This is a genomic window from Endozoicomonas gorgoniicola (assembly GCF_025562715.2).
Classification (GTDB): Bacteria; Pseudomonadota; Gammaproteobacteria; order Pseudomonadales; family Endozoicomonadaceae; genus Endozoicomonas_A; species Endozoicomonas_A gorgoniicola.
Genome location: NZ_JAPFCC010000001.1, coordinates 507,439 through 519,592 on the forward strand (window position 1 = coordinate 507,439; position 12,154 = coordinate 519,592).

Below are 12,154 nucleotides of genomic sequence, written 5' to 3' on the forward strand. Positions count from 1 at the left end.
TGCAAAAGTCTATTTCCGATTTGGCGGATTATCACGAGGTGTGTAAGAAAATATACTGGTTGCATCTTGAAGCTTTTATATTTGTTGCCCGAATGCGCAACAGACAAAGGAGAATGCAATGTCTGCAAAGACACTGAAGTCCAGAGCCGCTGTCGCCTGGGAAGCCGGTAAGCCTCTTTCCATGGAAACGGTTGATGTCATGCCGCCGCAGTACGGTGAAGTAAGAGTCCGTATGGTCGCTACCGGCGTTTGCCATACCGATGCTTTCACGCTGTCGGGGGATGATCCTGAGGGTATTTTCCCAGCCATTCTTGGTCACGAGGGTGGTGGTATTGTTGAGTCTGTTGGTGAAGGTGTCACCAGTCTCAAAGTGGGCGACCATGTAATCCCACTTTACACGCCGGAATGTGGTGAGTGTAAGTTCTGCAAATCAGGCAAAACCAACCTGTGTCAGAAAATCCGTGAAACCCAGGGCAAAGGTTTAATGCCTGACGGTACTACACGTTTTTCCATTGATGGACAGCCCATTTACCATTACATGGGAACTTCTACCTTTTCTGAATACACCGTACTGCCGGAAATTTCTCTGGCAAAGATTAACCCTGAAGCGCCGCTTGAAGAGGTTTGCCTCCTTGGCTGCGGTGTGACCACTGGCATGGGCGCGGTGACCAACACTGCTGATGTAAAGCCTGGTGATACTGTGGCTGTCTTTGGTCTGGGTGGTATTGGCCTTTCAGCCATCATTGGCGCGCAAATGGCAGGCGCTGGTCGTATTATTGCGATTGATATTAATGAAGCTAAATTTGATCTGGCTCGTAAACTGGGTGCGACCGACTGCGTTAACCCTAAAAAGTACGAGAAACCGATTCATGAAGTTATTGTTGATATGACCGATGGCGGTGTGGACTTCTCCTTTGAGTGTATTGGTAATGTCCATATTATGCGCAGCGCCCTTGAGTGTTGTCATAAAGGTTGGGGTGAGTCCGTTGTTATTGGCGTGGCGGGTGCAGGGCAGGAGATTTCTACCCGGCCATTCCAGCTGGTGACCGGACGTGTCTGGAAAGGTTCTGCCTTTGGTGGTGTGAAAGGTCGTTCGGAGCTGCCTGAATACGTTGAACGCTATATGAAAGGCGAGTTCAAGCTGGATGACTTTATTACTCATACCATGTCTCTGGACAAGGTTAACGACGCTTTTGACCTGATGCATGAAGGCAAAAGTATTCGTACCGTTATTCATTTCGACCAGTAATCTCAATTCTCTGAAGCCGTGTTCTGCACGGCTTTGGAGTCTTCCGGATAAAACATCATGGACACACTACAACTGCTTGCCAGCAACCGGAGCTTCGGTGGCTGGCACCGTCGTTACCAGCATGAATCGGAGGTCAATGGTTGTACCATGACCTTTGCGGTTTTTATGCCGCCTCAGGCCAGTGAGAACAACCGGGTTCCGGTACTGTACTGGCTTTCCGGGCTGACCTGCACCGATGAAAACTTTATGCAGAAAGCCGGAGCCCAGCGTATTGCTGCGGAACTGGGCATTGCGATTGTTGCGCCCGATACAAGCCCAAGAGGTGAAGGTGTGGCCAATGATGAAGGTTATGATCTTGGACAGGGCGCTGGCTTTTATGTCAATGCGACACAGGCACCCTGGGATCGTCATTATCGCATGTATGATTATGTGACTTCAGAACTGCCGGCTCTGGTTGAAGCGAATTTTCCGGTTAATACCAGACGCTCAATCTCCGGGCATTCAATGGGTGGGCATGGTGCGCTGGTGTGCGCGTTGAAAAACTCTGATCGATATCTGAGTGCTTCGGCTTTTTCTCCGATTAGCCATCCTTCACAGACTTCATGGGGGCAAAAAGCCCTTACGGCTTATCTGGGTGATAATCAGGAAGACTGGGTAGACTACGATGCTTCCCTGTTGTTTCGTAAGGTAAAAGACACTGATGCAAGGATGCCGGTTCTGGTGAGCCAGGGGCTGGCGGATGAGTTTCTGCAGGAACAGCTTCAGCCTGAAGCGTTACAGGAAGCAGCAAAGGCAGTGGATTACCCTGTGACGTTGGAACTGCATGAACACTACGACCACAGCTATTACTTTATTGCCAGCTTTATTGAGCAGCATTTGAGGTTTCATAGCCGTGTATTGCATCCGTCGCAATAGGTGGTGAGTATTGACAGGCGTTCAGTATTCAGAACTGAGCGCTCCCGCCGAATGAAATCAACATGGATGGCTCATTAGGTGAGTTTTGAGTCTTGATCAGCCTCTGGCAACCACGGACGGTGAATAGACGATGACGGACAAGAAACCAACCTGTGAATACTATGAAGTGTGCCCTTTTTTTCAAAGTACGTTGGCAGATATGCCTTCGACCGCAAACCTGCTAAAAACAAACTTTTGCTGTTCCGATTATAAATCCTGTGCCCGGTATGTAGTGACTCAGGAAGTCGGGGCTGAGCATGTCACTGATTTCCTGTACCCCAATAATGCTAAATCGGCACAGGAAGTGATTCAGACTGTCAGACAAAAAAAGAGCTGAGCTGGCATACACAAACCTCTGCTCTACTTCTACCCGGTGAGCGTAGCTGTGAGGCTACGCCCTGTCGCGGTTTTACTATCGATCAAACATTGTAGAAAGATAATCCAGAGGGGCATAAAACTTCTTACACTGGTTCCGGACCGTTTCAGATAAATGCTCTTCCAGAGGAATGCCATAAACGAAATAGTTTGAAAGGCTATTGGTCAAAGTGATTAAAAGAGCTGAATATACAGCAGTGGCAGTGTTTTCCGCAAAATTGTATGAAGTTGGATTATCAGGCTGAAGCGGGGCTGCGATTATGAGTCCAGCCAGCAATGAAGTTATGAATATAGTGGCGGCCTCACAATTGGACCCGGCTAAGGTTAGAGCTCCGGCGAAGGCACCGGTGGATCCGGCTAAGAATCCGAGTTTGCCAGCGAGGTTGGCATTGGCGAAGAATTCGGCTGTGGTTAAGGCTGTGGCTGAGGCCGTGGTTATGGCTGTGGTTGAGGCTTCGATTAAGGCTTTTCCGCCGACGGTTCTCGAGATAATGGCTGATATTAGGGCTATCTCTGTGAGACGGAAAATAAAATTATTGTCCAGATTAAGATTAAGTGTTGGTATAGATATCACCGGCATTAATCCTGCCGATAATGTAGATATTGCATAAGCAAAGGTGGCTTTTGCAGGCGTATAGCCTATCCCAATCATTGTCTGATAAGTTATATCCCCGACTATCAGGGCACTAATGACTAATAATAATGTGTTCTGAACGAGGGCATAAGATGAGGTATAATCAAGACAGTCGGTGCAGTCATTACGCATCGCAACCTCAGGGATGGTACCGAGGCTTCTTAACATATTGGTACTCACGGCCCCGGCTACCGATCTGAAAGTTGCTTCGAAAGTGAAATAAAGCAGAATCATTGAGGCTATTCTAAGATTACTCTCCTTGCCATAATTACGAAAAACGATCATTCCTGCTCCTGCAAATCGCAATGCTTGCCACGGAACCTGCTCAAGTGGCCAGGGTGACACAGCTCCAGCCAACGTTGCCTCTGCGGTGGCGATAACAGGTGCCAGCTGTGCACAAAAATTTGTTTTGATACCAGCAAGTTCTTTTTGATCCTCATTGCCCAGTTTAAATCGATTCGCAAAGGTTGATACGAATTCAGGTGCTTTGCAGATGCCATACCAGAAAAAGGCATTTATTGAGGTGGAAGATATTTGCCTGTGAACACCAGTCAACATAGCCAGACTGCTTTCAACCCCCGATGAATCATCGTAGTGTTTTAAAAAATTAAACTGATCTTTAGACGGGGTGCCTGAATGGGCAATTGAACAGACAAATAACAAGCACGAAAGTAAGGTAAATCGTTTGCAAACTGTTTTCATGTCACATCCCATGGGGTTGATAACCAGCCAGCCAGTAACACCGTATAGCACCACACTGGAACGGCTGCATGAAAAAATTGGCAAAAACCAGTTTGTTTTGGCTTAGGGAAGAGGCTGGCAAAAATATACGGCGTGGGAAAGCAGGCTACTGAAAACTTGTCTATCTTATGTCATTCGCCCTGAGAAGTAATAAATAATAGTGAGGCAGGTTTTGTTGTGGGTCTTAAATAACTTCATTTTACTTAAAAGAAGGCTGTGTTTCTGTCAGGGCATTCTGTTATTAATGGTTCAGGCACCTTGTTTTGGCTGGAGCCCGTTCAGTGACCCTGAACAGGCCTACCAGCATATTATGCCTTCAGGCGAGAGGTTTTACGGTTCTGTGCCAGAAGGCGTTAAGCGGATTAATAAAACTCTTTTATTTTCATTACATCCCAGAGATTTTTCTGAGCTGCGTTTAAATTATCCCCCGGAAAATATGAAAAGCACTGGATTGTATTATGTGAAAGGTGAGCCTGTCAGGGTTCGGATTCGGCCTGCGGATCATAATCAGCTAACTCCGAGGTTGTTTCTATCGATTGGCATACACACTGACCGACTGAGTCATGTACCGGAAGCAGAACGCAAAAGACCTGATTATGGCAGGGTTTCAATCCCGCTGAATATGACTCATCCTCTTTCACGCACCAGTCCTATATCAGGGCTGGTTTATCTTTCGAGCAGTGATACCGGAACCGGGTCGTTTGAAGTAGCACTAACAGGTGCTGTAAAAGCTCCCTGGTTTAAACTTGGCAGGGACTCGCTGGAGCAATGGCAGAATGAAATTCGTCACTACCCGGCTCCGTGGGCGGAACTGGAAGGAGAATATACAAGACTGGCTCTGCCTTCGACAATGATTCGGGAGCTGGACGATCCGGTGGCCGTCGTTCTTGCCTATGATCAGGTGGTAAAAGATGCCAACGCTCTGGTCGGGTTAAGCCCGGATACGCTGATGAGGGAGGATAAAGCACCGGACCTGCCTTTTCAGTTTGTTCTTGATATTCAGACATCAATGGGTGACGGGACAAAATCTCACAACGGTTATCCCATCGTTTTATACTGGCTGCACTACGGGAACCCTTTTCGACTCATTGACCCGGATACCATTCGTTCTGGTAATTTGATACGGCATGAGATTGGTCATAATTATGAGCCTGAGGAAAGGGCTTTTGAACCTCCGGGTGCTGCACAGGCTTTTGCCGAAATCTTCCCCTATGGATACCGATATCAGTCTGGCTACTGGTTTATTTTTGATTTCCGGGACAGTGATTTCCTCTATTACTACTTCCCGTTTTTTGAGTTTTATTGGGATATTTGTCTTTATATCTTTGGCTATGGCTATAACCGAGACATCTGGGGGGAGGAAATAGATGAAATGTTGTCAGCAAAAAGAGCTTTCATGGCTATCTTGATAAACGAGCTATCAACCAAACCTTTGACAAAGCTCTATCAGGATTTTCGCCGTCTTCCCGGGGAACAGATACCCAGTCAGCCACAGGAAAAAACGGACTACTTTTTTGAAAGCCTTTGCAGAATCACGGGGCAGGATTTAACCCTGTTGTTCCGGAGCTGGCGTGTTCCAGTCAGCTCCGCCGCTTATCATCGGGTTTTACAGGAAAAGTATGAACATCCCCGCTGGTTGTACCATGATGGTTTGTAATCCGGTAAGCGTTGATCCGTAAGCCAATCAAAGCACCTGCACGTACTCCGGTCCAGCGCCCATGCTCCACAGAATGACCGTTGTGATCATCAGGGACACCAGAACGACCAGCCCAATACACAGTACTGAGCTGGCATACACAAATCCCTGTTCTTTCGGGATTCTCATAAAGACCGGCAGCCCGCTATACAGAAGCCAGGCAGACCATGAGGCACCAATGGTTCCGGCAACGATCGCCAGCCAGATAGAGGGAGCTAGTCCGCACAGTCCTGCCAGAAACAGGGGAAATGCTGTATAACAGCTGAAGGCAATGCTCTGTGCCATGGTCGGTTTACTGCCGAAGGTTTCACTCATCCACTGCACAAAGGCACCCATAACGGCCACACCTGCCAGAATGGCTAACCAGGCCAGCACTGACATCACCATGGCGCTGCTTTCGGTCAGACGAACAACCTGTTCACTACCGGGTAATGACCAGCCAGTCTGGGTGGTTCCATAAAAGGTACAGGCTGCTGGCAAGGCTGCCAGCCAGATAATCTGGGTAAGATAAAGCCGTAATATACCGGGAGGGTGTTCGCGAATAGAGTCCCACTCTTCATCAGGGTGAGTCATAAGACCCCAGAAGTGGCTCAAAATCATGGTGTTCATCTCCATGTGGACGAGCTGTACTTCCGTAGCAATTGTGTTTGCGGGCTACGAATCAGCGGTTGATGTTTGTTATTATTATTAGCTCCTTTCCTGGTCACCGCCTCAATAATAAACATCAAGGTGATGGAAGACCGCCGCTGCCATGAAAGTGCCATTACATTTAGTGTTGGCATGTTTCATTGCGAATGTAAAGAGTTACTGTAAAGCCTTACTATAGAATAAAGTGTGATCAAGAATGACAACTAAAGTGGATAGAATGTTTCTGGGGTTACTGGTTATTGTTGTACTGTCGTCTAGCTGGTGGCATTTGTCGCAACAACCTTTATTGTTTCATAAATTTATAGAAGAGGTCACTGAAGACACAGAGCCCGATAAGCCGTTATCGGGGACTCCTGACTTTGGCAGCATGTTGGATGTCTGGGAAAAAAAAGCCTCTTTCTTTGCCTTTATGAAAACTATGGTTGATGAAGAGAATCAGCAACTGAGAACCATTCGTCAGCAATTGTTGTCGTATAAAAATAAAGTGACTCTCGATGAAAGTCAGCAGCAGTGGGTGAACAGTCTGGCGCGTCTTTATAAAGTGGATGAAAAGAAGACAGAACTGGATGATATTTTTGACGAACTGCTGATAAAGGTTGATGAAATTCCAATTTCTCTGGCGCTGGTTCAGGCTGCTAACGAGTCGGCGTGGGGAACTTCCCGTTTTGCCCTGGACGCTAATAATTTCTTTGGACAGTGGTGCTTTTCTAAGGGTTGTGGCCTGGTTCCGGAAAGGCGTCCGGAAGGCGCGAGTTATGAAGTCAGGAAGTTTGATTCGCCTGCCCACTCAGTACGTTCATACATGCATAACCTGAACTCCAGCCATCACTATGAAAGTATGCGGGAGATGCGCATGAAACGTCGGGAAATAGGCGAACCAGTCACTGGCCTGATTCTGGCACAGGGACTGCACGCTTATTCCATTCGTGGTGTTGAATACGTGGATGAGTTGGTGCGGATGATCAAGGGTAATGATTTGTTGCGTTATGACCTGGAAGGCGAGAGCATAGCAGTGGAACACTGAAACCTTTCGAAGACATTAACAGTCAGGAAGACGAATGAAAATAATAGCCAGCCTGATGATCTGTCTGGGACTGTTTCTGTCCCAGTCCTCCTTTGCTGCACCAGCGAGCAAGTACTGGGGGGTTTGGGACAAAAGTGATGAGTCATCCCTCAAAACCATTGACCATTCGGCGTGGTCAGACCTTCTTTCCCGGTATCTGAAGACCTACCCCGACGGTGCGCTGTTTGCCTACAGTAAGGTGTCCAGAAAGGACCGTGCAAAACTACAGGCTTATCTTGCCAACCTGACAGGGCTGGATCCAAGGCGCTATAACCGTAAAGTGCAGCTGGCCTATTGGATTAATCTCTACAATGCCCTGACCGTTGAGTTGATTCTGAAAAACTATCCGGTTAAATCCATCACCAAAATCGGTCCCTGGTATAAATTTGGCCCCTGGGATGAAAAGCTGACTGAAGTGGCGGGTAAGTCTCTGACGCTCAACGATATAGAACACAGAATTCTGCGTCCGATCTGGCGGGATAAGCGCATTCATTATGCAGTTAACTGCGCCAGCAAGGGCTGCCCGGATCTTGCTGATAAGGCTTATACAGGAGCGACGGTTGAAGCCATGATGTCACAGGCTGCACAACGTTTTATTCGGCAGGAGAAAGGGGTGGACTTTATAGATGGTAAGCTGACGCTGTCACGAATCTATGAGTGGTATGCCGGGGATTTTGGTTCCAGAGAAGCTCTGTTAAGGCATATTAAGGAAAACAGCCGGCTTGCTATGGCTGCAAAAATAGACAAGTACAGAGGCGAATTGATCTATCAGTACAGATGGAGCCTGAATGACAGCCGGTAGCACTCTGAAATGAGTCTGGCTTTGCCGGTTGCTTTATCACTGTAGATTTCAGCCGATTGATCTAGGTACTGAAAAAGTTCAGGGATGAAATGATATGGCTTGGATTCGAAGGGCAGCCCGGCTGATGATGCTTTTCTGCCTGATGTCTCAGGTATCCACACTCCGGGCAGCCCCCGAAAAGGACTACTGGTCATTCTGGGACAAGCATGATCCCCGCAGCAAGCTAGAGGTTGAGCACAGCGACTGGCAGTTTATTCTGGATAAATACGTCCGCTTCTCTGAAAAGCAGCAGATGTATACCTTTGTTTACGGCGGTGTGAGCCGTGAGAATTCGGAACGCTTACGTGGTTATTTAAAAAATTTGTCTGAGTACGACCCCGGAACCCTGAACAAAAACGAGCAGCTGGCTTACTGGATTAATCTTTATAATGCTCTGACTGTAGAGTTGGTTTTAAAAAACTATCCGGTGAAATCTATCACCAAGCTGGGCAAAGGCTGGTTTCGTGTTGGTCCCTGGGACGATAAGCTGATTACCATTGCAGGTAAAGAACTGTCATTGAACGATATTGAGCATCGTATTCTGCGACCTGTCTGGAATAACCCCCGAATACACTATGCGGTTAACTGTGCCAGTATTGGCTGTCCTGATATTGCGCCGGAAGCCTATTCCGGCAAACGGATTGAAGCCCAGATGGATGAGGCGGCAAAACGCTTTATCAACCAGAGTAAAGGTGTCAACTTTGTCAGTGGGCGACTGGTGTTGTCGAAAATCTTTGACTGGTATAGCGATGATTTTGCGGGTAAAGACAATTCCGGCAAAGACTATTCCGGCGAAGAAGGAGTCTGGAAAGAGTTGTTGCAGTTTGCTGACCCCGGACTTCGAACCCGCCTCGAGTCTTACAAGGGTGGAATCAGTTACCACTATAACTGGAAACTGAATGAGTTTCGTCGTTGATTATTACTTTCCAGTCTTGCCCGTCCCGGTTCTGGCCTGTCCTTTTCGTGAGATGCCAGAACCAGGGATGAACGAAAACAGATCAGGCAGAGGCTGGTTCGAAATTGATGACCTGCACAGTATTGTCTTCAGCGGCAGGCATGGCTTCCGGAATATTACCTGAGAATATCTCCTGACTGTCTTCAAACTCATAAGGCTTGCGTTCGCCGGAGCGATCTACTGTCAGACTGGCGAAATCGAACAGTTCGGTGTCTGCCATCTGCGAAGGGGCAATAGTTTGCATAGCCGTGAAGATGGATTCGATTCGGCTTGGGTGCTTCTTCTCCCATTCTGCCAGCATGGCTTTAATGTTTTGTCGCTGCAGGTTTTCCTGGGAGCCACACAGGTTACAGGGGATAATCGGGTAGTTCTGTATCTGTGCGAAACGGCTGATGTCTTTCTCGCGGCAGTAAGCCAGGGGGCGGATGATCACGTTGCGACCATCGTCTGAACGTAGCTTGGGGGGCATGGCAGACAGGCGGGAACCATAAAACATATTCAGGAACAGGGTTTCAACGATGTCGTCCTTATGGTGGCCCAGGGCGATTTTGGTGGCACCGATGTCCTCTGCAAAGGAGTAGAGCGTACCACGGCGCAGGCGGGAGCAAAGGCCGCAGGTGGTTTTACCTTCCGGAATCTTGGACTTTACCACTGAATACGTGTCGCGGTTAATGATGTGGTAAGGCACTCCGACATTGTCCAGATAGTCAGGCAGAACATGCTCCGGGAAACCCGGCTGTTTCTGGTCCAGGTTAACGGCGACCAGCTCAAAACGAATGGGGGCGCTTTTCTGCAGGCTCATCAGGATGTCGAGCATGGTGTAGCTGTCCTTACCCCCTGACAGGCAGACCATGATCCGGTCGCCCTCCTCAATCATATTGAAGTCTTCTATGGCTTTGCCGGTAAAGCGTCTCAGTTTTTTCTGGAGTTTATTGAAACTGTATTTTTCTGCGCCAGTCAGGGTGGACGAACTCATAGGTTTAGAACACTGATTCCGAAATAAAGCTGGAGATTATAGCTGTGTGCAATATTCAGCCGCAATCCGGTGCTTCTACCAACAGTCACCCCGGAAGCGTTGTTGATGTAGATCAATGTTCTGGTGCTGTTTCGGTATATGCAGAGTGTGTCATTATATGAGATAAAATGTTCTACAGGGTTGAAATCATCCGCTAACTTTAATCTGTGCTGAAAATAGACAGTTGGCTATGAATCAGAACGCTATCAGGGAATGTTGACTTAACCTGTATAAACCATTCAGGGGCAGTGCTTTTCGGCTTGCCGAATAATTTCCTTTGCTCATGGCTGTTTAAGCTGAATAACGGTAACTCAGGGATAGCCAGTACTAACAATAATCTTCGATAAACGCAATGTTCAGGGGATTTTTATGAGTGATTACAAAAAGTTGAGAGATTGGATGCTAAACCGCCGGGAAGCACTCAATGAGCGGTTGCATAGCATCAAAAAAGACGTCACTCGCAAAGCCAGTGCAGACTGGTCTGAGCAGGCTCAGGAGCGGGAAAATGATGAGGTTATTGATGCACTGGGGAATGAGGCCAGAATTGAGCTGAATAAGATCAATCTGGCTCTGGATCGAATGAATAATGATGAGTATGGTTATTGCGTCGTCTGTGGTGATGAGATCGCCTCCGCCCGATTGGGCGCTATGCCTTATGCCGATCTTTGCATCAAGTGTGCAGAAGCGCGTGATAGTCGTAGTTGATTAAAGACTTCGAATGACGGCTGTCGCCTGATTTTTACTGGCCTGGCTGGTTTCCCCTGTGATCAGCCTTTCATAACTGTCTACAAAGCTTTGCACTGACCCCGGGTTATGCCGGTGGAAATAGTTGTGCCACAGTTTGCCCAGTCCTTTGATATCGTCTTCTGGTAAGGAATGAATGCTTTTTTCAGTCCGGCAATAGATCAGCCATGCAATCGCCGTTGCATAGGACAGGTTGGTGGCCAGTTCATGGTGAGGGTGACACAGAAATTCTCTCTGGCTGGCCAGGCCTCTGACCAGGCTCGACAGTTCTGACCTTTTTGCCAGGTAAAAGTCCCAGATATTCCGGTGCATTCGGGGAGAGATATGATAAATCCCCAGAGCCCGATGATGATCCTGTTTGATATGAAACCCCAGCTCTGACTCTCTGGCCGCTGTTCCCAGCAACAGGTTTTCGGCGGTTGGGCTCCACATTTTGAGATGCTTCAGGGTGGGACGGACAACGTAATGGCGCAATTCCTTTGCACAAATTCCCATACCTTGATCCTTCGTGAGGTTTAATACTCGTTTTATCGTATCACTGGCTTAATACTGAAGCATCTGCCATTTTGGAAATAATCTGTAAGAGATGCCATACAAAGAGGAGCTGCTGACTCACTCTAACAGAGCTTATTCCCCTTCAAAGGCGCACAACGAAAAGGTGGGAACGCCTGCATTTTGCAGACGACGGGAGCCGCCAAGGTCAGGCAGGTCCATAATCGCTGCCGCCTCAATGGTTCTTGCGCCCAGTTTTTCAATGAGCTGAACCGCAGCCAGCAGAGTGCCACCCGTTGCAATCAGGTCGTCAACCAGTAAGACCCGGTCACCTTTTTGCAGGCTGTCGGCATGAACCTCCAGGCTGGCTGTTCCATACTCCAGATCGTATTCTACCGAGATGGTTTTGGCGGGCAGTTTACCTTTTTTGCGAAACAGAACCAGAGGCTTGTTGAGTACATAGGAAAGGTTGGAGCCGATCAGAAAGCCCCGTGCATCCATTGCACCAATATGGCTGAAATCCAGCTCCATGTAACGGTGGATAAAACTGTCCATCACGCCACGCCAGGCTTTTGGGTTTTCAAAAATGGTGGAAACATCCCGGAACAGAATGCCTGGCTTGGGCCAGTCGGGAACAGTACGAATCTGGGACTTGAGATAAAAATCGTCGATGATCATGAAGTGGCAACCATATGCTGTGAAAGTGCTGATCATGGCTTGGAGAAAACCACTGCCGTACGGTGCCAT

Annotated in this window: 12 protein-coding genes; 7 read left to right on the forward strand and 5 right to left on the reverse strand. The window is 48.0% G+C overall.

Annotated features, from left to right (window positions below):
• The first annotated feature begins 118 nt into the window (after positions 1 to 118).
• The gene (locus NX722_RS02330) at positions 119 to 1,249 is read left to right on the forward strand and encodes an S-(hydroxymethyl)glutathione dehydrogenase/class III alcohol dehydrogenase (RefSeq protein WP_322740905.1); all 1,131 of its coding nucleotides are present in this window, start codon (positions 119 to 121) and stop codon (positions 1,247 to 1,249) included.
• A 57-nt stretch (positions 1,250 to 1,306) separates the two neighbouring features.
• Positions 1,307 to 2,164, forward strand: coding sequence for an S-formylglutathione hydrolase (gene fghA, locus NX722_RS02335; protein ID WP_262566546.1), 858 nt, complete (start codon positions 1,307 to 1,309; stop codon positions 2,162 to 2,164).
• Between the two features lie 451 nt (positions 2,165 to 2,615).
• On the opposite strand, the gene NX722_RS02340 is transcribed toward fghA, so the two are convergent.
• Positions 2,616 to 3,914, reverse strand: coding sequence for a hypothetical protein (locus tag NX722_RS02340; RefSeq protein ID WP_262566547.1), 1,299 nt, complete (start codon positions 3,912 to 3,914; stop codon positions 2,616 to 2,618).
• A 283-nt stretch (positions 3,915 to 4,197) separates the two neighbouring features.
• Here NX722_RS02340 and NX722_RS02345 point away from each other — a divergent pair, with 283 nt between their 5' ends.
• Entirely contained in the window at positions 4,198 to 5,610 is a 1,413-nt protein-coding gene (locus tag NX722_RS02345) for a M60 family metallopeptidase (RefSeq protein WP_262566548.1), read from the forward strand.
• A gap of 27 nt (positions 5,611 to 5,637) precedes the next feature.
• Here NX722_RS02345 and NX722_RS02350 read toward each other — a convergent pair whose 3' ends face one another.
• On the reverse strand, positions 5,638 to 6,222 hold the full coding sequence (locus NX722_RS02350) for a Yip1 family protein (protein ID WP_262566549.1): 585 nt from the start codon (positions 6,220 to 6,222) through the stop codon (positions 5,638 to 5,640).
• Between the two features lie 271 nt (positions 6,223 to 6,493).
• Between NX722_RS02350 and NX722_RS02355 the strand changes: the two genes are divergently transcribed.
• From NX722_RS02355 to NX722_RS02365, 3 genes are all read left to right on the forward strand, one after another.
• Complete coding sequence (locus NX722_RS02355; protein WP_262566550.1) at positions 6,494 to 7,321, forward strand: glucosaminidase domain-containing protein; 828 nt, start codon at positions 6,494 to 6,496, stop codon at positions 7,319 to 7,321.
• Between the two features lie 34 nt (positions 7,322 to 7,355).
• Positions 7,356 to 8,162: a DUF547 domain-containing protein gene (locus tag NX722_RS02360; RefSeq protein ID WP_262566551.1), complete on the forward strand. Its 807-nt coding sequence runs from the start codon at positions 7,356 to 7,358 to the stop codon at positions 8,160 to 8,162.
• Between the two features lie 94 nt (positions 8,163 to 8,256).
• Entirely contained in the window at positions 8,257 to 9,117 is an 861-nt protein-coding gene (locus tag NX722_RS02365) for a DUF547 domain-containing protein (RefSeq protein ID WP_262566552.1), read from the forward strand.
• 82 nt (positions 9,118 to 9,199) lie between these two features.
• Here the strand turns inward: NX722_RS02365 and ttcA are convergent, their stop codons facing one another.
• The gene (gene ttcA / locus NX722_RS02370) at positions 9,200 to 10,132 is read right to left on the reverse strand and encodes a tRNA 2-thiocytidine(32) synthetase TtcA (protein WP_262566553.1); all 933 of its coding nucleotides are present in this window, start codon (positions 10,130 to 10,132) and stop codon (positions 9,200 to 9,202) included.
• Between the two features lie 408 nt (positions 10,133 to 10,540).
• Here ttcA and NX722_RS02375 point away from each other — a divergent pair, with 408 nt between their 5' ends.
• Entirely contained in the window at positions 10,541 to 10,876 is a 336-nt protein-coding gene (locus NX722_RS02375; RefSeq protein ID WP_262566554.1) for a TraR/DksA family transcriptional regulator, read from the forward strand.
• On the opposite strand, the gene NX722_RS02380 is transcribed toward NX722_RS02375, so the two are convergent.
• Together NX722_RS02380 and NX722_RS02385 are read right to left on the reverse strand one after the other, a co-directional pair.
• The gene (locus tag NX722_RS02380) at positions 10,877 to 11,410 is read right to left on the reverse strand and encodes a hypothetical protein (protein ID WP_262566555.1); all 534 of its coding nucleotides are present in this window, start codon (positions 11,408 to 11,410) and stop codon (positions 10,877 to 10,879) included.
• 132 nt (positions 11,411 to 11,542) lie between these two features.
• On the reverse strand, positions 11,543 to 12,085 hold the full coding sequence (locus tag NX722_RS02385) for an adenine phosphoribosyltransferase (protein WP_262566556.1): 543 nt from the start codon (positions 12,083 to 12,085) through the stop codon (positions 11,543 to 11,545).
• Positions 12,086 to 12,154: the final 69 nt, after the last annotated feature.

Excerpts from the sequence above, each read along its gene's own strand:
- NX722_RS02330 (WP_322740905.1), top strand. The coding sequence starts at position 119 with ATGTCTGCAAAGACACTGAAGTCCAGAGCCGCTGTCGCCTGGGAAGCC.
- fghA (WP_262566546.1), top strand. The coding sequence starts at position 1,307 with ATGGACACACTACAACTGCTTGCCAGCAACCGGAGCTTCGGTGGCTGG.
- NX722_RS02340 (WP_262566547.1), bottom strand. The coding sequence starts at position 3,914 with ATGAAAACAGTTTGCAAACGATTTACCTTACTTTCGTGCTTGTTATTT.
- NX722_RS02345 (WP_262566548.1), top strand. The coding sequence starts at position 4,198 with ATGGTTCAGGCACCTTGTTTTGGCTGGAGCCCGTTCAGTGACCCTGAA.
- NX722_RS02350 (WP_262566549.1), bottom strand. The coding sequence starts at position 6,222 with ATGACTCACCCTGATGAAGAGTGGGACTCTATTCGCGAACACCCTCCC.
- NX722_RS02355 (WP_262566550.1), top strand. The coding sequence starts at position 6,494 with ATGACAACTAAAGTGGATAGAATGTTTCTGGGGTTACTGGTTATTGTT.
- NX722_RS02360 (WP_262566551.1), top strand. The coding sequence starts at position 7,356 with ATGAAAATAATAGCCAGCCTGATGATCTGTCTGGGACTGTTTCTGTCC.
- NX722_RS02365 (WP_262566552.1), top strand. The coding sequence starts at position 8,257 with ATGGCTTGGATTCGAAGGGCAGCCCGGCTGATGATGCTTTTCTGCCTG.
- ttcA (WP_262566553.1), bottom strand. The coding sequence starts at position 10,132 with ATGAGTTCGTCCACCCTGACTGGCGCAGAAAAATACAGTTTCAATAAA.
- NX722_RS02375 (WP_262566554.1), top strand. The coding sequence starts at position 10,541 with ATGAGTGATTACAAAAAGTTGAGAGATTGGATGCTAAACCGCCGGGAA.
- NX722_RS02380 (WP_262566555.1), bottom strand. The coding sequence starts at position 11,410 with ATGGGAATTTGTGCAAAGGAATTGCGCCATTACGTTGTCCGTCCCACC.
- NX722_RS02385 (WP_262566556.1), bottom strand. The coding sequence starts at position 12,085 with ATGATCATCGACGATTTTTATCTCAAGTCCCAGATTCGTACTGTTCCC.